This window comes from Pseudomonas sp. FW305-3-2-15-E-TSA4 (assembly GCF_058787295.1).
In genome coordinates this window covers 484,858-503,708 of the sequence record NZ_JBYSZP010000001.1, presented here as the reverse complement: position 1 = coordinate 503,708, position 18,851 = coordinate 484,858, and the positions used below count along the sequence as shown (strand labels likewise).

The 18,851-nt window shown below is 60.8% G+C and carries 19 protein-coding genes; 8 read left to right on the top strand and 11 right to left on the bottom strand.

What is annotated here, in order from left to right; genetic code table 11:
• Positions 1–100: 100 nt before the first annotated feature.
• The 4 genes from AC3WMV_RS02395 to AC3WMV_RS02380 form a co-directional block, all read right to left on the bottom strand.
• Positions 101–1,327, bottom strand: coding sequence for a class I SAM-dependent methyltransferase (locus AC3WMV_RS02395; RefSeq protein ID WP_103369840.1), 1,227 nt, complete (start codon positions 1,325–1,327; stop codon positions 101–103).
• Positions 1,328–1,607: 280 nt separating this feature from the next.
• Positions 1,608–2,225 (bottom strand): TPM domain-containing protein, encoded by a 618-nt coding sequence (locus AC3WMV_RS02390; RefSeq protein WP_095138499.1) that lies wholly within the window; start codon positions 2,223–2,225, stop codon positions 1,608–1,610.
• Between the two features lie 33 nt (positions 2,226–2,258).
• Positions 2,259–3,011: a TPM domain-containing protein gene (locus AC3WMV_RS02385; RefSeq protein ID WP_492561383.1), complete on the bottom strand. Its 753-nt coding sequence runs from the start codon at positions 3,009–3,011 to the stop codon at positions 2,259–2,261.
• Positions 3,012–3,024: 13 nt separating this feature from the next.
• Positions 3,025–3,633, bottom strand: coding sequence for a LemA family protein (locus AC3WMV_RS02380; protein ID WP_007963199.1), 609 nt, complete (start codon positions 3,631–3,633; stop codon positions 3,025–3,027).
• A 258-nt stretch (positions 3,634–3,891) separates the two neighbouring features.
• Here AC3WMV_RS02380 and bglX point away from each other — a divergent pair, with 258 nt between their 5' ends.
• Positions 3,892–6,183, top strand: a complete 2,292-nt coding sequence (bglX, locus tag AC3WMV_RS02375; protein ID WP_103369829.1) for a beta-glucosidase BglX — start codon at positions 3,892–3,894, stop codon at positions 6,181–6,183.
• A gap of 134 nt (positions 6,184–6,317) precedes the next feature.
• Here bglX and AC3WMV_RS02370 read toward each other — a convergent pair whose 3' ends face one another.
• The 5 genes from AC3WMV_RS02370 to AC3WMV_RS02350 all read right to left on the bottom strand — a co-directional run bounded on the left by AC3WMV_RS02370 (position 6,318) and on the right by AC3WMV_RS02350 (position 10,679).
• Complete coding sequence (locus AC3WMV_RS02370; RefSeq protein WP_103369828.1) at positions 6,318–7,475, bottom strand: phospholipase D-like domain-containing protein; 1,158 nt, start codon at positions 7,473–7,475, stop codon at positions 6,318–6,320.
• Position 7,476: 1 nt separating this feature from the next.
• Positions 7,477–8,067: a YceI family protein gene (locus AC3WMV_RS02365; protein ID WP_096797056.1), complete on the bottom strand. Its 591-nt coding sequence runs from the start codon at positions 8,065–8,067 to the stop codon at positions 7,477–7,479.
• Between the two features lie 190 nt (positions 8,068–8,257).
• A complete protein-coding gene (locus AC3WMV_RS02360) occupies positions 8,258–8,575 on the bottom strand; it encodes an amidase (protein WP_103369016.1) in 318 nt (105 codons plus the stop codon).
• A complete protein-coding gene (locus tag AC3WMV_RS02355; protein ID WP_103369017.1) occupies positions 8,572–9,651 on the bottom strand; it encodes a serine hydrolase domain-containing protein in 1,080 nt (359 codons plus the stop codon). The genes AC3WMV_RS02360 and AC3WMV_RS02355 overlap by 4 nt, the downstream gene beginning before the upstream one ends.
• A gap of 149 nt (positions 9,652–9,800) precedes the next feature.
• Complete coding sequence (locus tag AC3WMV_RS02350; RefSeq protein WP_027614413.1) at positions 9,801–10,679, bottom strand: acyl-CoA dehydrogenase family protein; 879 nt, start codon at positions 10,677–10,679, stop codon at positions 9,801–9,803.
• Between the two features lie 153 nt (positions 10,680–10,832).
• Between AC3WMV_RS02350 and olsB the strand changes: the two genes are divergently transcribed.
• The gene (olsB, locus tag AC3WMV_RS02345; protein ID WP_007963187.1) at positions 10,833–11,588 is read left to right on the top strand and encodes an L-ornithine N(alpha)-acyltransferase; all 756 of its coding nucleotides are present in this window, start codon (positions 10,833–10,835) and stop codon (positions 11,586–11,588) included.
• Positions 11,588–12,382, top strand: a complete 795-nt coding sequence (locus AC3WMV_RS02340) for a lysophospholipid acyltransferase family protein (protein ID WP_103369018.1) — start codon at positions 11,588–11,590, stop codon at positions 12,380–12,382. Before olsB ends, AC3WMV_RS02340 begins: the two co-directional genes overlap by 1 nt.
• Positions 12,383–12,492: 110 nt before the next feature.
• Here AC3WMV_RS02340 and AC3WMV_RS02335 read toward each other — a convergent pair whose 3' ends face one another.
• Entirely contained in the window at positions 12,493–13,077 is a 585-nt protein-coding gene (locus AC3WMV_RS02335) for an acyl carrier protein phosphodiesterase (protein WP_103369019.1), read from the bottom strand.
• A gap of 169 nt (positions 13,078–13,246) precedes the next feature.
• Between AC3WMV_RS02335 and AC3WMV_RS02330 the strand changes: the two genes are divergently transcribed.
• The 4 genes from AC3WMV_RS02330 (at position 13,247) to AC3WMV_RS02315 (ending at position 16,430) form a co-directional block, all read left to right on the top strand.
• Positions 13,247–13,567 (top strand): ArsR/SmtB family transcription factor, encoded by a 321-nt coding sequence (locus AC3WMV_RS02330; protein WP_003222436.1) that lies wholly within the window; start codon positions 13,247–13,249, stop codon positions 13,565–13,567.
• A gap of 5 nt (positions 13,568–13,572) precedes the next feature.
• The gene (locus AC3WMV_RS02325) at positions 13,573–14,739 is read left to right on the top strand and encodes an MFS transporter (RefSeq protein ID WP_003222434.1); all 1,167 of its coding nucleotides are present in this window, start codon (positions 13,573–13,575) and stop codon (positions 14,737–14,739) included.
• Between the two features lie 30 nt (positions 14,740–14,769).
• Positions 14,770–15,819 carry an alkene reductase gene (locus tag AC3WMV_RS02320; protein ID WP_103369020.1) on the top strand — a complete coding sequence of 350 codons (1,050 nt, stop codon included), beginning with the start codon at positions 14,770–14,772 and terminating at the stop codon, positions 15,817–15,819.
• A 161-nt stretch (positions 15,820–15,980) separates the two neighbouring features.
• A complete protein-coding gene (locus tag AC3WMV_RS02315) occupies positions 15,981–16,430 on the top strand; it encodes a hypothetical protein (protein WP_103369021.1) in 450 nt (149 codons plus the stop codon).
• 365 nt (positions 16,431–16,795) lie between these two features.
• Here AC3WMV_RS02315 and emhR read toward each other — a convergent pair whose 3' ends face one another.
• On the bottom strand, positions 16,796–17,428 hold the full coding sequence (emhR, locus tag AC3WMV_RS02310; protein WP_027614407.1) for an efflux system transcriptional repressor EmhR: 633 nt from the start codon (positions 17,426–17,428) through the stop codon (positions 16,796–16,798).
• 267 nt (positions 17,429–17,695) lie between these two features.
• Here emhR and emhA point away from each other — a divergent pair, with 267 nt between their 5' ends.
• The gene (gene emhA / locus AC3WMV_RS02305; protein ID WP_027614406.1) at positions 17,696–18,850 is read left to right on the top strand and encodes an efflux RND transporter periplasmic adaptor subunit EmhA; all 1,155 of its coding nucleotides are present in this window, start codon (positions 17,696–17,698) and stop codon (positions 18,848–18,850) included.
• The last annotated feature ends 1 nt before the right edge of the window (position 18,851 follow it).

Below are 18,851 nucleotides of genomic sequence, written 5' to 3'. Positions count from 1 at the left end.
ACGCATATCCAAACACCTCAGATTTGGGCGCCATCATAGCGCCCGATTGAGGTGTCCAAAATCATTAGGCCAGTTCAGGCTCGCTCCCACAAGGTCAAGGTCAGGCGAGAAAGCCGTCGGCGCGCAGCAGGGTTTCCAGACAGTGCTCGCTGATGTTGTAGAAATCCTTGAGCTCCTGAATCTTCACCAGCAACTGAGCCGGGTCCACCGGCTCGGCGCGTTTCACCGCGAGAATCATCTTGTTCTTGTTGGTGTGTTCCAGCGAGATGAATTCGAACACTTTGGTCTCGTAACCGCAGGCTTCGAGGAACAGTGCACGCAGGCTGTCGGTGACCATTTCCGCCTGTTGGCCCAGGTGCAGACCGTATTGCAGCATCGGCTTGAGCAGCGCCGGGCTCTGGATCTGCAGGCGGATCTGTTTGTGGCAGCACGGCGAGCACATGATGATCGACGCGCCCGAGCGGATGCCGGTGTGAATCGCGTAGTCGGTGGCGATGTCGCAGGCATGCAGGGCGATCATCACGTCCAGTTCGCTCGGCGCCACGCTGCGCACGTCACCGCACTTGAACACAAGCCCCGGGTGCTCCAGTTTCGCCGCGGCGGCGTTGCACAGGTTGACCATCTCTTCGCGCAGCTCGACGCCGGTGACTTCGCCTTCGGCCTTGAGCGTGTTGCGCAGGTAATCGTGGATGGCGAACGTCAGGTAACCCTTGCCCGAGCCGAAGTCCGCCACCCGCACCGGTTTATCCAGCGCCAGCGGTGACGAGGTCAACGCATGGCTGAAGACTTCGATGAATTTGTTGATCTGCTTCCACTTGCGCGACATCGCCGGGATCAGCTCGTGTTGCGCGTTGGTCACGCCCAGGTCCTTGAGGAACGGCCGGCTCAAGTCCAGAAAACGGTTCTTCTCACGGTTGTGCTCGGCGGACGGCGCTTCACGCAATTGCTGAGGTTTGCTCTTGAACAGTGAACTCTTGCCCTTTTTGCTGTATTCGAGCTGGGCTTCGTCGGTCACGGTCAGCAAATGCGCATTCTTGAACGCGGCCGGCAACAGCTCGGCAATCACCGCCACGCCTTCGCTCAGCGGCAGATTCTTGGTGATGTCGCGGGTCTTGTAGCGATAGACAAACGACAGGTTTGGCTGCGCCTTGACCGTCACCGCTTTGATGATGATCCGCTGCAGATCCGCCTCTTCACCCACGTACTTGGCCAGCACCAGTTTGATGAAGCCGTTGTGTTCGAGGCTGGTTTGCAGCAGCTCGATGAACTGGGCGTGATGATCGGGCGCGGGTTTGGCAGACGGCGCGGATGGGGCGGTAACGGACATGAACAAGCGGCCTCGGGCGGGGCGAAACGGGAATGGCGGGTATTTTAGGGGGGATGGGAGTTGGGGACACGTTCTTATTTACCCAACGGCTTTAAAAGCGCCCTCACCCTAACCCTCTCCCGGAGGGAGAGGGGACTGATTGGGGGATACTGAAGAGGTTCACCGACTTGAAAGAGTGCCTTTGAATCCATAATCGACTCGGTTGCTCAGGCCGATGTCGAGCGCAAGACATCTCGGTCGGCTCCCTCTCCCTCCGGGAGAGGGCTGGGGTGAGGGGCTTCTAGGCCAGCACCACCAACCGATTGGGTAATTCATTCCTCACCTGCGTCACCGGCACGTGCACCTTGAGCAGTTCCCCACAGGCCTCGATGCAGGTGACAAAGCCCTCGAGCGTGCGCCCCTGCCGCACCTGCTCGGTGAACGCGGCGACGATCGCGTCCCAGCTCTTGTTGTCCAGCCGCCGGGAAATCCCCTCGTCCACCAGAATCTCCACGTAGCGCTCGGCCTCGCAGACAAAGATCAGCATCCCGGTGCTGCCGACGGTGTGGTGCAGGTTCTGTTCGAGGAACTGCCGCCGCGCCAGGTTCGATGCGCGCCAGTGGCGCACGCGGCGCGGGATCAGATGGGTAGTGATCTTCGGCAGGCGAAACAGCAGGCACAGGACGATGAACAGCCCCCATTGCACCAGCAACAGGCTGTGCATGGTCAGCCAGCCAGTCAGGTAATGGACGATGCCCGGCACCAGCAGCGCCAGCAGGCTGGCCCACAGCAGCGGAATGTACGCGTAGTCATCGGCGCGGGCCGCCAGCACGGTGACCAGTTCGGCGTCGGTATCGCGCTCGACCCGGGCGATCGCTTCGGCGACTTTGCGTTGTTCGTGTTCAGTCAGTAATGCCATGTCGAAAAGTGCCTGATCATTATTGTTGTGTGTTCACCAGCCGCCGGACGAACCGCCGCCGCCGAAACTGCCCCCGCCGCCGCTGAAGCCCCCGCCTCCACCGCCACCGCCAAATCCACCACCGCCGAAACCGCCCCCGCCTCCGGAGCCGCCACGGCCGGCGGGAAGGATACCGAGCATCTGGCAGACAAACACGGTCAGGATGAACAACACCACCAGAAAAACGAACAACAGCGGATGGCGCGAGACAAAATCGCTCTGCGGATCACCGCTCGACTCGTACACCGTCGACGGTTCGTCCAGCGGATTGCCGCCGAGCACCACCAGCATCGCCGCCACGCCGTCGCTGATGCCCTTGCTGAAATTGCCGGCCTTGAACGCCGGGGTGATCACTTGATGAATGATCACCGAACTCTGCGCATCGGTCAGCCGATCTTCCAGCCCGTAACCGACTTCGATGCGCAGTTTGCGCTCGTCCCGGGCAACGATCAGCAGCGCGCCGTTGTTCTTGTCCTTCTGGCCGATGCCCCAGTGCCGGCCCAGTTGTACGCCGTAATCCTCGATGGTGGTGCCCTGCAGATCAGGCACCGTGACCACCACCAGTTGCTCGCCGGTAGCTTGCTCGTGAGCCTGCAATTGCTGGCTCAACTGGGCGCGCACCGACGGCTCGATCATCTGCGCCTCGTCCACCACCCGCCCGCTCAGCGCCGGGAACGTCAACTCGGCCTGGGCGCTGAGGGCGAACAGCCACAGCATCAGCACCAGGCCTATCTTCAACACACGCATGGGCAACCTCGAATCAGAACTTCACTTCCGGGGCCTTTTCCGCACCGGGGGTGGTGGCTTCGAAGGTTTCGCGAATCGGCAGGTCGCTGTACATCACGCTGTGCCAGAGGCGCCCGGGAAACGTGCGGATCTCGGTGTTGTATTTCTGCACCGCCAGAATGAAATCGCGCCGCGCCACGGCAATCCGGTTTTCCGTGCCTTCGAGCTGCGATTGCAGGGCAAGGAAGTTCTGGTTGGCCTTCAGGTCCGGATAACGCTCGGAGACCACCATCAAACGGCTGAGCGCGCCACTCAACTGATCCTGAGCCTGCTGGAACTGCTTGAGTTTTTCCGGATTGTCGAGGGTGCTGGCATCGACCTGGATCGACGTCGCCTTGGCCCGCGCCTCGACCACGGCGGTCAGGGTCGCCTCCTCATGCTTGGCGTAGCCTCTGACGGTCTCCACCAGGTTGGGGATCAGGTCGGCACGGCGCTGGTACTGGTTCTGGACCTGGCCCCAGGCCGCCTTGGCCTGTTCATCGAGGGTCGGGATATTGTTGATGCCGCATGCGGTCAACAAAGTGGCAAGCACCAGCAGCGTGGCGACCTGCAGACGCGAGCGGTAGGTTGGACTGACATTCATCAAAGTGATGCTCCCTGGCATATTTCATAAAAAACCGACCGTGAAACCTTCTGCATCAGCGGTTGGGGCATAATCGGCCGCGCCACTGGATTGCAACGGGCCGATGGGCTAAAAAGAGGCCCTGCGCAAACGCAGCCGAGTGTCGGCGGGCGTTTTTGGCTCGGTCATTTTGAGCCTGCACCCGAACAACAATAGTCGCTCCCTAACTTTTGGCTGGCCGGCATTGCATTGCCGCTTGGGCCCTTGAGAAAAATATTCATGAAGAAGCTGTGTTTGCTGGGCCTGTTCGTCAGCTTGGCCAGTCATCAAGTATTGGCCGCCACGACCCCGGTACCCCTGGAAAACAAGGACGCGTTCATCAGCAATCTGATGAAACAAATGACCCTCGATGAAAAGATCGGCCAGTTGCGCCTGATCAGCATCGGCCCGGAAATGCCCCGTGAGTTGATCCGCAAAGAGATCGCCGCCGGCAACATCGGCGGTACGTTCAACTCGATCACCCGCCCGGAAAACCGTCCGATGCAGGACGCGGCGATGCGCAGTCGCCTGAAGATTCCGATGTTTTTTGCGTACGACGTGATCCACGGTCACCGTACGATTTTCCCGATTCCGCTGGCCCTGGCATCGAGCTGGGACATGGACGCCATCGGTCAGTCCGGGCGCGTTGCCGCCAAGGAAGCCGCGGCCGACAGCCTCGACATCACCTTCGCGCCGATGGTCGACATCTCCCGCGATCCGCGCTGGGGCCGCAGCTCCGAAGGGTTCGGTGAAGACACCTACCTGACCTCGCGCATTGCCAAAGTGATGGTCAAGGCCTATCAGGGCGACACGCCGAGCGCAGCCGACAGCATCATGGCCAGCGTCAAGCACTTCGCCCTGTATGGCGCGGTCGAGGGCGGTCGTGACTACAACACCGTCGACATGAGCCCGGTGAAGATGTACCAGGACTACCTGCCACCGTACCGCGCGGCGATCGACGCCGGTGCCGGCGGGGTAATGGTGGCGTTGAACTCGATCAACGGCATTCCGGCCACCGCCAACACCTGGCTGATGAACGACCTGCTGCGCAAGGACTGGGGCTTCAAGGGCCTGGCCGTCAGCGACCACGGGGCGATCTTCGAGCTGATCAAGCACGGCGTGGCCGCCGACGGTCGTGAAGCGGCGAAGCTGGCGATCAAGGCCGGCATCGACATGAGCATGAACGACACCCTGTACGGCAAAGAGCTGCCGGGGCTGCTCAAGTCCGGCGAGATCGAGCAGAAAGACATCGACAACGCCGTGCGCGAAGTGCTCGCCGCCAAGTACGACATGGGCCTGTTCAAGGACCCATACCTGCGCATCGGCAAGGCCGAGGATGATCCGGCCGACACTTACGCCGAAAGCCGCCTGCACCGCGCCGAGGCCCGTGACGTGGCACGCCGCAGCATGGTGTTGCTGAAGAACCAGAACGACACCCTGCCGCTGAAAAAAGACGCGAAAGTCATGCTGGTCGGTCCATTGGCCAAGGCGCCGATCGACATGATGGGCAGTTGGGCGGCGGCCGGTAAGCCGGCGCAATCGGTGACCCTGTTCGACGGCATGAGCTCGGTGATTGGCGACAAGGCCAACCTGATCTACGCCCGTGGCGCGAATATCACCAGCGACAAGAAGGTGCTGGATTACCTGAACTTCCTCAACTTCGACGCCCCGGAAGTGGTCGATGATCCGCGCCCGGCCAACGTGTTGATCGACGAAGCGGTGAAAGCGGCCAAGGACGCCGACGTGATCGTCGCCGCTGTGGGCGAATCCCGTGGCATGTCCCACGAATCCTCCAGCCGCACCGACCTGAACATCCCGGAAAATCAGCGCGAGCTGATCCGCGCCCTGAAAGCCACCGGCAAACCACTGGTACTGGTGCTGATGAACGGCCGTCCGCTGACCATTCTCGAAGAGAACCAGTCGGCTGACGCAATTCTGGAAACCTGGTTCAGCGGCACCGAGGGCGGTAACGCCATCGCCGACGTGCTGTTCGGCGACTACAACCCGTCGGGCAAACTGCCGGTGACCTTCCCGCGCTCCGTGGGCCAGATCCCGACCTACTACAACCACCTGAGCATTGGCCGGCCGTTCACGCCGGGCAAACCGGGCAACTACACCTCGCAGTATTTCGATGACACCACCGGTCCCCTGTTCCCGTTCGGTTACGGCTTGAGCTACACCCAGTTCGCCCTGAGCGACATGGCGCTGTCCTCGACCACGCTGAACAAGACCGGCAAGCTCGATGCCAGTGTCACCCTGAAAAATACCGGCAAACGTGACGGCGAAACCGTGGTGCAGCTGTACATCCAGGACGTCGCCGGTTCGATGATTCGCCCGGTGAAAGAACTGAAGAACTTCCAGAAAGTCATGCTCAAGGCCGGCGAACAGAAAGTCGTGCACTTCACCATCACCGAGGATGACCTGAAGTTCTACAACGCCCAGCTCAAGTACGCGGCCGAGCCTGGCAAGTTCAACGTGCAGATCGGCCTGGATTCGCAGGATGTGACGCAGCAGAGCTTTGAGTTGCTGTAATTATTCAGGCAACACATAAACCCCTGTAGGAGTGAGCCTGCTCGCGATAGCGGTCTATCAGCCAGATCAATGCTGAATGACACGACGCCATCGCGAGCAGGCTCACTCCTACATTTGGTTTTGGGGTGTGGCTGCTAGCCGCGTCGATCGAGAATATTGACCACCAGCCGATCCACCCAGCCCCAAACCCGCTGCTTCACCCGCCGCCACAACGGCCGGCGCTGCCACTCCTCCAGACTGACCTGCTGGCTCAGACAGAAATCCTTCTCGAAACTCTGCACCACCGCTGCCGTCAACGACGGGTCCAGTGCTTCCAGGTTCGCCTCCAGATTGAAACGCAAGTTCCAGTGATCGAAGTTGCACGAACCGATGCTCACCCACTCGTCCACCAAGACCATTTTCAGGTGCAGGAAGCACGGCTGATATTCAAAGATCTGCACCCCGGCCTTGAGCAGGCGTGGGTAGTAACGATGGCCGGCGTAACGCACCGACGGGTGATCGGTGCGCGGCCCGGTGAGCAGTAACCGGACGTCGACACCACGGGCAGCTGCCTTACGCAGCGAGCGACGGATTTTCCAGGTCGGCAGGAAATACGGGGTGGCCATCCAGATGCGCTTCTGCCCGCTGTTCAGTGCACGAAACAGCGACTGCAGAATGTCGCGATGCTGACGGGCATCGGCATAGGCCACGCGGCCCATGCCCTCGCCCATGTCCGGGACCTTGGGCAAGCGTGGCAGGCCGACATGCGCCGACGGTTTCCAGGCCCGGCGATGGCGGTTGGCGATCCATTGGCGGTCGAACAGCACTTGCCAGTCGAGCACCAGCGGGCCGTTGATTTCCACCATCACTTCGTGCCACTCGCTGCTGCCCTGCCCCGGTGTCCAGAATTCATCGGTAACACCGGTGCCGCCGACCACCGCCAGACGCTGATCGACCAGCAGCAATTTGCGGTGATCACGATAGAAGTTGCCGACCCAGCGCCGCCAGTTCAGGCGATTGTAGAAACGCAGTTCGACCCCGGCTTTGGTCAGGCGCTGACGCAGGTGCAGGGTAAACGCGAGGCTGCCGTAGTCATCGAACAGGCAGCGTACCCGCACGCCGCGCTCGGCGGCCTGGACCAGCGCCTGAACCACGGCCTCGGCACAAGCGCCCGCCTCCACCAGATACAACTCCAGTTCGACCTGCTCCTCGGCGCGGGCAATTTCCACCAGCATGCGCGGGAAGAATTGCGGGCCGTCGATCAACAGTTCGAACCGGTTGCCGTCACGCCACGGAAACACCGCGCCGCGCATGTCAGCGCGCCGTGAAAATCAGCACCGCACCCACCGGCACCGACAGACTGATGGCCGACAGGCCGGCCAGGTTGCGCAGGGTTTCCAGCCCCGGCGCCAGATCGAAATCCTCGGCGTTGATCACCAACGGCTCCAGGGTCACCACTTGAAAACGCCGGTCGTCGAGACGGGTGGCCAGCAACTCTGCCGGGTATTCATGTTGCTTGCCGTGCAGGTTGACGGTCAGCGGCAGACGCAATTCCAGCTGCGCACCGGGGGCCAGATCGTTGATCGGGCGCAGGTCGATCCGGGTGCTGATGGTCGCTTCGGGGAATTGCTCGATCTGGAACAGCTCCTTGCGCATGCGCTCGTCGCGCAGCGGGATGCCGCTGTTGATCGAATCCAGCTCGACTTCGACTTCAGCGCGGCCATCCGGATCGACCTTGCCGTGCAGCACCAGAAAGCGCTGCACTTCAGAAATGTGGGCGTTTTTCGTGCTGACGAACGACAGCCGCGACGACTCGCCATCCAGATACCAGTTGGCCTGCGCCGGCAGCGCGGCGGCAGTCAGCAGCAGACTGGCGAAGGCTGTATAGAGGGAGCGGTTGAACATTGAATACTCGTGGGGGCGATAAACCTGCACGAACCTTAACCGCCCACGCCGTTATTGCAAACTGATCGCCGCAAATCTATCGATTGGTGAAACCTCCTGTGGGAGCGGGCTTGCTCGCGAAGGCGGTGAATCAGTCAACACAAATGCTGAATGGCACACCGCATTCGCGAGCAAGCCCGCTCCCACAGGGTTATCTATTGACTTGAGGATTGAGGCGGCAGCCCTGGCGTTCGCCCAGCCACTGGGCACGATTGCTACGGCCCATGCCGCTGACGGTGACGGTTTTGCTCGCGCTGTCATCGCTAAAGCGGCTGGTTGGCAGCCACTGTTTCACATAACCCCGGCAGTATTCGGCATCGTTGTTCATCACGTAACGACACGAACAATATTCCTTGGCCGTGTAGGCGCTGATGATGTCGGGGAACGCCCAGAGGTTTTCCCGTTCGAGCCAGATCCAGCCGAGCAGCACGATCAGCGCCAACAGCAACACCCGCTTCAACAGCTTCATGGCTGCACCGCCTTGAGCACGCGTTTGAGCAGCTCGTTGTGGCGATAGCTGCCGTCGCGGTCATCGGCGTAACGCACGATCACCAGTTTCTCGCTGGGGATCACATACAGCGCCTGGCCCCAGTGGCCGAGGGCGGCGAAGGTGTCGGGCGGCGCGTCGGGCCACGGCGCGGCGGCGCCATCCGCCGGGCGATTGAGCCACCACTGACCACCGGGCACCGCTTCGTCCTGATGCGCCTTGTAGCCGGCAAAGGCAGTGCGGTTGAAAGCGACCCAATCCTTGGGCAGCAATTGCCGGTCGTGCCAACGTCCGTCGCGAGCCATCAGCAGACCGACCCGCGCCAGATCCCGCGCCGTGAGATAGGCATAAGAGGACGCGACAAACGTACCGCCGGCATCGGTTTCCCACACGGCGTGGCGGATGCCCAGCGGCTCGAACAGCGCTGTCCATGGATAGTCGGGATAACGCTGCGGGCCCACCATGTTCTTCAGCGCCGCCGCCAGCAGATTGCTGTCGCCACTGGAGTAACGGAACGTCTGCCCCGGTGGCGCGTAGGCGTCGTGATCGGCGGTGAACGCAGGCATATCGCGGTGCCCACGGGTGTAGAGCATCGCCACCACCGAGGATTTCAGCGGCGCGTATTCGTAGTCTTCCTGCCAGTCCAGCCCGGAAGCCCAGTGCAGCAGATCCGCCACGGTGATCGCCGGATGTTTTTCCAGCGCCGGATAAAACTTCGAAACCGGATCATCCAGTTTGAACAGGTCTTCGCCATACGCCACACCGAGTACCGTGGCCATCAGGCTTTTGCTGATCGACCAGGTCAGGTGCGGGGTCTCGGCACGGGTCGGGCCGGCGTAGCGTTCGTAGATCAACTGGCTGTCGCGGATGATCAGCAGCGCGTCCGTGCGGATGCCCTGGCGGGTAGTGTCGTCGCGGGGCGGGAAGGCGTAGGTCTCCAATGCCTCGACCGCTGCGCCGCTGATTTTTGCGTCAGTCGGCCATTGCTCACCGGGCCATTGTTCGGCCTGGACCGTGAAGCTGATCAGCAGCAGAAACAGGGACAGGCTTTTGCGCATGGTGAGGGCTCTTGGGGAGAACCTGCTGAGGGTAGTCTTGCCACATGACAGATGTGTGGTGTTTTTGCCGCCGCCTTCGCGAGCAAGCCCGCTCCCACATTTGAAACGCATTCCAAGGGTGGGAGCGGGCTTGCTCGCGAAGAGGCCAGTCAGCCCACCGCCAAAGCCTTGGCCAAGCGTTTGGCCCGCGCGCCGGCCGCCAACTGCATCACTCCCTGATCACGCTGCCACATCTGCGCCCACTCCGGACTACCCTCGGCCAACGCCTGATCGATCTCGCCCTTCAGCGCATCAAACTGCGCAAACAAACCGCCCAACAGCACATGCCCGGCCGGGTTGTTCGGTGGCTGGCGACTCGCTTCCGCGCACCCGGCCAACAGCGCCAGCAAGCGCAACAGCAGCGGCTGCGACCAGCCGCTGTCCTGACCGACACCGTACAGCCACGCGGTCATCGCGCTCAGCACATAGACATCTTCCAGGCTACGAAACGGCTTCACATAAGCGTCCCAGCCATCGCCCGCGAGCAACTCGCACAACGCGCCGTCCAGATGCAGCCGACCGTGACTGATGTCCGGCATCAGCGGCAGCGCCGGGAGTTTTTCCACGCGCACGCCGGGCTCGCCGGGATAGACCACCGCCAGGCTCAGGCGCGGCGTTTCGCCGGGTTCTTCACTGCGCGCGGCGACGAGCAGCCAGTCCGCCGCGTCCCCGGCGGTGACGAAATCCTTTCGCCCATTGAGGCGCAAATCCGTCAGGCGCGTCTGCATGTCCGCCGGGCGCAGGCTGCGCTGTTCGGTCGCACACAACGCGCCAAGACTTGGCGGCGCGCTCGGCCAGAGCATGCGCAACGCCGCCTGATACCCCACCAGAAACGCCAGCCCCGGCGTCGCCATCCGCCGCCCTCCGGCCACCGCCAGTTCGAACGGCGTCACGTTGCCCAATTGATGCAGCAAGGTAGCGAAACCTTCCGCCAGATCAGTCACGGCGGGCAGGCGTTCATGGCTTTCGAGCAGGCTGGGCCAGGGCATAAGAGGCTCCTTGAGGGCTGTCATACAAGCATCACCAAACGTTCACGGTGATGACACCGGGGCTACATAGCCTGACTTTGCACAACATGGCTGCATAAAGAAAGTCGATCGGCTGCAACCCACGACGGGTTCAAGGCCCGTACGGAGATTCAAATGACTCAGATCGCCCGCATCAGCGACACCGGCAATGAACGCCGCCTGCAAGCCGAACGCCTGATCGGCGCCGAGGCCTTGCAGCAAGCCCAGGCCTTGCGCTTCAGCGTATTCAGCGGCGAGTTCAACGCCAAGCTGAAAGGCGCGGAACTGGGTCTGGACATGGATGACTATGATGTTCACTGCAGCCACATCGGCGTGCGTGACCTGAACACCGGGCGTCTGGTCGCCACCACCCGTTTGCTCGATCACACCGCCGCCAGCAGCCTGGGCAAGTTCTACAGCGAAGAAGAATTCAGTCTGCATGGCCTCGCCCATCTGCAAGGCCCGATCCTCGAAATCGGCCGCACCTGCGTCGACCCGGCCTACCGCAACGGCGGCACCATCGCCGTGCTCTGGGGTGAACTGGCCGAAGTGTTGAATCAGGGCGGCTACAGCTATCTGATGGGTTGCGCGAGCATTCCGATGCAGGATGGCGGCGTGCAGGCCCACGCGATCATGCAGCGTCTGCGCGAGCGTTATCTGTGCACCGAACACTTGCGCGCCGAACCGAAGAATCCCCTGCCGTCGCTGGATATTCCATCGAACGTAATCGCGGAAATGCCGCCGCTGCTCAAGGCCTATATGCGCCTGGGTGCGAAGATCTGCGGCGAGCCGTGCTGGGACGAAGATTTCCAGGTCGCCGACGTGTTCATCCTGCTCAAGCGCGACGAACTCTGCCCACGCTACGCCAAGCACTTCAAGGCGGCCGTGTGATGAGCCGGTTGCGCGTGTACGCGCGAATCGCGCGAGTGCTGCTGGTGGTGGCGCTGGGCTTGACCATGGCCAGCGTCTTCGGCGTGTTCGAACGTCTGGGCCTGGCGCACTCGATGCAACGTCGGCAGCGCTGGTCGCGGTTTTTCATGGCGCGCCTGAGCAATGCCCTGCCCTTTCGCGTGACCGTGCACGGCGAGCTGCCGCAGCAGCCGATGCTGTGGGTCAGCAACCACGTGTCATGGACTGACATTCCGCTGCTGGGCATGCTCACGCCGCTGTCGTTTCTGTCCAAGGCCGAAGTACGCACCTGGCCGGTGGCCGGCTGGCTGGCGGCGAAGGCCGGCAGTCTGTTCATCCGTCGCGGCTCGGGCGACAGCCAGTTGATCCGCAAACAGATGACCCGTCACTTGCAAACGCAACATCCGTTGCTGATGTTCCCGGAAGGCACCACCACCGATGGCCGCTCGCTGCGCACCTTTCATGGTCGCCTGCTGTCGGCGGCGATTGATTCGGAGGTGATGCTGCAACCGGTGGCAATCCGTTATCTGCGAGATGGCGAGATCGACGCGCTGGCGCCGTTCATTGGTGACGATGATCTGCTGTCGCACCTGATGCGTCTGTTCAGCCATAACTGCGGCGATGTCGAAGTGCATCTGCTCAAGCCGATCGCCTGTCAGGGCCGCGAACGTGCGGCGCTGGCGTTCGAAGCGCAGCAGGCGGTGCAGAAGGCGTTGTTTGGTGATATCGCCAAAGCGGCCGAACCGCGTCGCGCCGGCGAACTGATCGCAGCCTGAAATACAGGTTCCCCCCCCCCTGTGGGAGCGAGCCTGCTCGCGAAAGCGGTGGATCAACAACATGAATGTTGAATGACACTGCGCTTTCGCGAGCAGGCTCGCTCCCACATTTAGATCTTCAGTGGCTCAGCTTTTTGGGCGAAGTCTTGCAATTGCGGGTAGAACAACGCGAAGTCCTCACTCAACGGCTCATACAAACGCCGCAACTCCTGCATCGCCCCCGCCAGCTCCTTAGGCCGGGTCAGGCGGCGGGAGATCCCGCGCAGCACCTGCTCCAGCACTTCAAACTCTTGATACGAACCCAACCAGTCATTGGCAACCATGTGCGGGGCGATTTTCGCCAGGCGTTCTGGCAATTGCCGTTCATTCGACAACACCCGGTAAACGTCGCGGGTGAAATGTTCCAGCGGCTGATCGGCGTACAGCGTCCAGTCGCGGGCCAGGCAATGGTCGAAAAACACATCGAGGACAATCCCGGCATATCGCCGCCGGGTCTCGGTGAAACGCCCGAGGGCGATGTCCACCAACGGGTGGCGATCGGTGAACACATCAATCCGCCGATGCAACTGAATCGCCGCTTCAATCTGCGGCGCAAACTGCCCCTGCAGGCGTCCTTTGACGAAATCGCCATACAGACTGCCGAGTAATTGCTCGGGGTGCTGGCCTCCGAGGTGTAAATGTGCGAGATAGTTCATGGGCGCAGCTTAGCACTGCGCGCTTTCATCGTTACAGCACACGTATCGTTATAACCCGATATACCGATTTATGCGGTCGTCAGATCAAATTCATATTGGTATATCGCGAAATACCGATTTAAAGTTCGCCTCATCGCGATATAGCGCTACACATCACGAGCATAAAGCCATGAACCTCGACCTCGACGAAATAATAAAAGCCCTGGCACACCCAGTACGGCGAGACATTCTCATCTGGCTGAAAGACCCCAAAGCCCAGTTTCCTGAGCAGATTCACAACCACGAGTACGGCATCTGCGCCGGGCAGATCGATCAACGCTGCGGCCTGTCGCAGTCGACCGTCTCCGCCCACCTGGCGACCCTGCAACGCGCAGGTCTGATCAGCAGCCAGAAAGCCGGCCAGTGGCACTTCTTCAAACGCAACGAGGACGTGATCCAGGCGTTCCTCGACGCCATCGTCAAAGAGCTCAGCGCTCCCACAAGGAATTGATTCAAATGCCCCTCTCGCTACTCATCCTGGCCTTGAGCGCCTTCGCCATCGGCACCACCGAGTTCGTCATCATGGGCCTGCTGCCCGATGTGGCGGCCGACCTCGGTGTGTCGATTCCCGGCGCCGGCTGGCTGGTGACCGGTTACGCCCTGGGCGTGGCCATCGGTGCGCCGTTCATGGCACTGGCCACTGCCAGACTGCCGCGCAAGGCCGCACTGGTAGCGCTGATGGGCATTTTCATCGTCGGTAACCTGCTGTGTGCCATCGCCAGTGACTACAACGTGCTGATGTTTGCCCGTGTCGTCACGGCGCTGTGCCACGGTGCGTTCTTCGGTATCGGTTCTGTAGTAGCCGCCGGGCTGGTGGCGCCGAACAAACGGGCGTCGGCCGTGGCGCTGATGTTCACCGGGCTGACCCTGGCCAACGTGCTCGGTGTACCGCTGGGCACGGCGCTGGGCCAGGAAGCCGGCTGGCGCTCGACCTTCTGGGCGGTGACCGTGATTGGTGTAGTGGCGCTGATCGGTCTGATCCGCTTCCTGCCGGCCAAGCGTGACGAGGAAAAACTCGACATGCGCGCCGAACTCGCCGCCCTCAAAGGCGCCGGCATCTGGCTCTCGCTGAGCATGACCGCGCTGTTCGCCGCGTCGATGTTCACCCTCTTCACCTACGTCGCGCCGCTGCTCGGTGATGTCACCGGTGTCTCGCCAAAAGGCGTGACCTGGACCCTGCTGCTGATCGGCCTCGGTCTGACGGTGGGCAACATCATCGGCGGCAAACTGGCGGACAAGCGTCTCGGCGCCACCCTGATCGGCGTGTTCGTGGCGATGGCGGTGGTTTCCACCGTGCTGAGCTGGACCAGCGTTGCGCTGATCCCGACGGAGATCACCCTGTTCCTCTGGGCCACCGCTTCGTTTGCCGCCGTCCCGGCGCTGCAAGTCAACGTGGTGACCTTCGGCAAGGCCGCACCGAACCTGGTGTCGACCCTGAACATCGGCGCTTTCAACATCGGCAACGCCCTGGGCGCCTGGGTCGGCGGCAGCGTCATCGCCCACGGTTTCGGCCTGACCAGCGTGCCCCTGGCCGCCGCCGCGCTGGCCGTGCTCGCGCTGCTGGTGACCCTGATCACTTTCCGTCAGAACGGCGACGCCGGTCTGGCCCCCGCTACCCACTGATTAACCACTTCACTGACGAGGGTTGTACACATGGCAACTATTTTCGATCCGATCAAACTGGGCGACCTCGAGCTGTCCAACCGCATCATCATGGCTCCGCTGACCCGCTGCCGCGCCGACGAAGGCCGCGTGCCGAACGCGCTGATGGCCGAGTACTACGTGCAACGCGCCTCCGCCGGTCTGATCCTCTCCGAAGCCACTTCGGTGACGCCGATGGGCGTCGGCTACCCGGACACCCCAGGCATCTGGTCCAACGACCAGGTGCGCGGCTGGACCAACGTGACCAAAGCCGTGCACGCTGCCGGCGGCAAGATCGTCCTGCAACTGTGGCACGTCGGCCGCATCTCGCATCCGTCGTACCTCAAGGGCGAAACCCCGGTCGCGCCGAGCGCCATCCAGCCTAAAGGTCACGTCAGCCTGGTGCGTCCATTGGCCGACTATCCGACCCCGCGAGCTCTGGAAACCGCTGAAATCGCCGAGATCGTCGAGGCCTACCGCACCGGTGCCGAAAACGCCAAAGCCGCCGGTTTCGACGGCGTGGAAATCCACGGCGCCAACGGCTACCTGCTCGACCAGTTCCTGCAAAGCAGCACCAACCAGCGCACCGACAACTACGGTGGCTCCCTGGAAAACCGTGCGCGTCTCCTGCTGGAAGTGACTGACGCAGCGATCGACGTCTGGGGCGCCGGCCGTGTCGGCGTGCACTTGGCACCCCGCGCCGATTCCCATGACATGGGCGACGACAATCTGGCCGAGACCTTCACTTATGTGGCTCGCGAGCTGGGCAAGCGCGGCATCGCCTTCATCTGCTCCCGCGAGAAAGAAGGCGCCGACAGCCTCGGCCCACAGCTGAAAGAAGCTTTCGGCGGCGCGTACATCGCCAACGAACGCTTCACCAAGGACAGCGCCAATGCGTGGCTGGCTGAAGGCAAGGCTGACGCGGTAGCGTTCGGCGTACCGTTCATTGCCAACCCGGATCTGCCGGCACGCCTGAAGGCCGACGCACCGCTGAATGACGCACGTCCTGAGTTGTTCTACGCGAAAGGCCCGGTCGGTTATATCGATTATCCAACGCTGTAAACAACAACAACAACTAACAAGTAAGCCCCGCCTCGAAAGAGGCGGGGCTTTTTTATTTTCATACATTTAAAGATTCGCATTCAGAACAATATAAACCTAAGCTCCGCCCAGCAACTCATCAATTACAACCCACCAACTTAATCAAGCAAGGTTATATAAAAATGAATGATATAGATCCAAACAAACTTACATTCCTTCTGCAAATCACCAATGCCACGGACTCTACTTTCTGGCTTGAGGATTCCTCTGCAAAGCACCCACCCTTGACGCGTATCGACAAGATCCTCCCCTACCAGACCGTCTTTATGATGTTTGAAGGAGATCCTCATCTGAAGCAGGACATCGTTATTGATTACGATATCAAAAAGGAGGTATTCAGCACTTACGTCTGCTACACCAACTACAAACAGAAAGTACAATTCGACACCACGCTCAGTTATTGCTACAGACAAATGGCGGGGCACCGGCCTCCAAAGGTCGAACTCTTCTGGGATACCAATGCTTTCTCTATTGGCGCCGAACCCATCACCTGCGGCGCGGCATTGGAAAATGAAAACCCGGTTTACCCTTACAGCTATAAGATGATCGCATTCATGACGCCATCGGCCTGATAGAGAGTTACCTGCTCATGCAGTAACGGTACGGACAACGCTGACATTATAGAGGCGCGAGCAAACTAAAGTCCGTGGCTCAAGCCCATCGGAAGTAACGCAGCCTGGTGGTGAGGATCGGGCAAAGGGAACTCAGAAACGAAACGGATCGGTTGGTGCGTATCGGCTGCTCGGCGCCCTTTTAGCCCGAGTCGTTAACATTCATTCACACAGTCGACACAAAACCCCTACAAAATACGTAGCTCGCTACCTATCAACCCGGCCAACGTACGTATATAAAAGCACCCCATTACAAAAAGACTTGAAGCAGGGACATTTCCCCGCTTCAAGTCTTGACACGGATAGATTCAATTACGCATTTTGTTTCATTTGCGCAGGCTGGGGCTCAGGCGCAGCATATCAAGCCCTGTATCGACCCAGCGCTCGGCTTCGGCATGCAATTGAAAGCTGTCCGGCGCCAACAGCCATCCATACAGGAGGCCATCGATATACGCATGAATGCTGATGGCCGCCCGGGCAGTGTCGAGATCTTCCGGCAACTGGCCGCGATTGACCGCATTACGCAGGGTCAGACCGATGCGCAGGTTGCAATCAAGACTGGCCGTGCGGCGCTGCTGGCGCAGATCGCACATTTCATCGGTGAATTCGCACTTATGAAACAGAATCTCGTTGATGCGACGGGTCTTCGGATCCAGGGCTACCTGATGAAACAGATGGATCAACAGCTTGCGCATGCACCCCAACGGGTCGAGTTCGTCCTCGCTCTCGCTGGCCTTGGCCAATTCATCCAGCGGTTCATGCAGGCTGTCGAGCATCGCCTGCACCAGATCGGCCTTGTTGCTGAAATGCCAATAGATGGCACCGCGCGTCACGCCGGCCATCGTCGCGATATCCGCCAGGGTCGTGCGGGCCACACCCCTTTCATAAAACGCTTTCTCGGCCGCTTCGAGAATCTGGCTGCGCGTTTCCTGAGCTTCCTCTTTGGTACGACGGACCATGGCAGTAAAACCTCAAACAGGATGTTTCAGGGATGGCTGAATATCCGCTGAATAAAGAGGGGGCTGATCTCTCACGAATCGGCTCCCCGGCCTACAATTTCAAACCTTGCGACGCATTTTGTAACAGGGTGGGTACGACGCCAAGCTATTTACAAACAACCATGAACGTAAGTATATTACTTAGCAAGCTACTTATCCACTCGACCCGATTTTTTTACCCTTTCACACTTCTTGTGCGCAATGTGCGCGCCTGACCCGAGGATCTTCATGCAATTCAAGCCAGCTGTTACCGCTCTGGTCACTGCCGTCGCCCTGGCATCGCTGCTCAGCGGATGTAAAAAGGAAGAAGCGGCCCCAGCCGCTCCGCCTCCTCAGGTCGGCGTCGTCACCCTGCAACCACAAGCGTTCACCCTCACGTCGGAACTGCCGGGGCGCACCAGTGCGTACCGCATCGCTGAAGTTCGACCACAGGTCAACGGCATCATTCTCAAACGTCTGTTCAAGGAAGGCGGCGACGTCAAAGCCGGCCAGCAGCTGTATCAGATCGATCCGGCAGTCTATGAAGCGACCCTGAAAAGCGCCGAAGCCAACCTGCGTTCGACCAAGTCGATCTCCGACCGCTACAAGCAACTGGTCGACGAGCAGGCCGTGAGCCGCCAGGAATACGACACCGCCGTGGCCAATCGCATGGAATCGGAAGCGTCGTTGCAGAGTGCGCAGATCAACGTGAAATACACCAAGGTCTACGCGCCGATCTCCGGCCGTATCGGCCGTTCTTCGGTGACCGAAGGCGCACTGGTCAGCAATGGTCAGGCCGACGCGATGGCGACGATCCAGCAACTGGACCCGATCTACGTCGACGTTACCCAGTCCTCGGTTGAGCTGCTGGAACTGCGCCGCGAGCTGGAAAGCGGTCGCCTGCAGAAGGCCGGCGACAACTCGGCAGCGGTCAAGTTGACCCTTGAGGACGGCAGCCAATACAAGCTCGACGGTAAGCTGGAATTCTCCGAAGTATCGGTTGATCCGACTACCGGTTCCGTGACCCTGCGCGCCGTGTTCCCGAACCCGGATCACACCCTGTTGCCAGGCATGTTCGTCCGCGCCCAGTTGCAGGCCGGGGTCAACGCCGCGGCCATTCTGGCGCCGCAACAAGGCGTGACCCGTGACCTCAAGGGTACCCCGACCGCACTGGTTGTCGGCCCGGACAACAAGGTTGAACTGCGTCAGCTCAAGGCCAGCCGTACCGTAGGCAGCCAGTGGCTGATCGAAGATGGCCTGAAAGCCGGCGATCGTCTGATCACCGAAGGCCTGCAATACGTTCGCCCAGGTGCTCAGGTCAACCCGACCGAAGCGACCAACGTAGCCAAGAACCCGGCCCCCGCTCAAGCAGCTGACAAAGCCGCTGGCGGCAAAGGGGAGTAAC

What these genes read in the sequence shown, in the direction of transcription:
- olsB (WP_007963187.1), top strand. Translation starts at nt 10,833, where the DNA reads ATGACTCAGATCGCCCGCATCAGCGACACCGGCAATGAACGCCGCCTG.
- bglX (WP_103369829.1), top strand. Translation starts at nt 3,892, where the DNA reads ATGAAGAAGCTGTGTTTGCTGGGCCTGTTCGTCAGCTTGGCCAGTCAT.
- AC3WMV_RS02365 (WP_096797056.1), bottom strand. Translation starts at nt 8,067, where the DNA reads ATGTTCAACCGCTCCCTCTATACAGCCTTCGCCAGTCTGCTGCTGACT.
- AC3WMV_RS02325 (WP_003222434.1), top strand. Translation starts at nt 13,573, where the DNA reads ATGCCCCTCTCGCTACTCATCCTGGCCTTGAGCGCCTTCGCCATCGGC.
- AC3WMV_RS02355 (WP_103369017.1), bottom strand. Translation starts at nt 9,651, where the DNA reads ATGCGCAAAAGCCTGTCCCTGTTTCTGCTGCTGATCAGCTTCACGGTC.
- AC3WMV_RS02390 (WP_095138499.1), bottom strand. Translation starts at nt 2,225, where the DNA reads ATGGCATTACTGACTGAACACGAACAACGCAAAGTCGCCGAAGCGATC.
- AC3WMV_RS02370 (WP_103369828.1), bottom strand. Translation starts at nt 7,475, where the DNA reads ATGCGCGGCGCGGTGTTTCCGTGGCGTGACGGCAACCGGTTCGAACTG.
- emhR (WP_027614407.1), bottom strand. Translation starts at nt 17,428, where the DNA reads ATGGTCCGTCGTACCAAAGAGGAAGCTCAGGAAACGCGCAGCCAGATT.
- AC3WMV_RS02385 (WP_492561383.1), bottom strand. Translation starts at nt 3,011, where the DNA reads ATGCGTGTGTTGAAGATAGGCCTGGTGCTGATGCTGTGGCTGTTCGCC.
- AC3WMV_RS02350 (WP_027614413.1), bottom strand. Translation starts at nt 10,679, where the DNA reads ATGCCCTGGCCCAGCCTGCTCGAAAGCCATGAACGCCTGCCCGCCGTG.
- AC3WMV_RS02315 (WP_103369021.1), top strand. Translation starts at nt 15,981, where the DNA reads ATGAATGATATAGATCCAAACAAACTTACATTCCTTCTGCAAATCACC.
- AC3WMV_RS02335 (WP_103369019.1), bottom strand. Translation starts at nt 13,077, where the DNA reads ATGAACTATCTCGCACATTTACACCTCGGAGGCCAGCACCCCGAGCAA.
- AC3WMV_RS02340 (WP_103369018.1), top strand. Translation starts at nt 11,588, where the DNA reads ATGAGCCGGTTGCGCGTGTACGCGCGAATCGCGCGAGTGCTGCTGGTG.
- AC3WMV_RS02380 (WP_007963199.1), bottom strand. Translation starts at nt 3,633, where the DNA reads ATGAATGTCAGTCCAACCTACCGCTCGCGTCTGCAGGTCGCCACGCTG.
- AC3WMV_RS02360 (WP_103369016.1), bottom strand. Translation starts at nt 8,575, where the DNA reads ATGAAGCTGTTGAAGCGGGTGTTGCTGTTGGCGCTGATCGTGCTGCTC.
- AC3WMV_RS02320 (WP_103369020.1), top strand. Translation starts at nt 14,770, where the DNA reads ATGGCAACTATTTTCGATCCGATCAAACTGGGCGACCTCGAGCTGTCC.
- emhA (WP_027614406.1), top strand. Translation starts at nt 17,696, where the DNA reads ATGCAATTCAAGCCAGCTGTTACCGCTCTGGTCACTGCCGTCGCCCTG.
- AC3WMV_RS02330 (WP_003222436.1), top strand. Translation starts at nt 13,247, where the DNA reads ATGAACCTCGACCTCGACGAAATAATAAAAGCCCTGGCACACCCAGTA.
- AC3WMV_RS02395 (WP_103369840.1), bottom strand. Translation starts at nt 1,327, where the DNA reads ATGTCCGTTACCGCCCCATCCGCGCCGTCTGCCAAACCCGCGCCCGAT.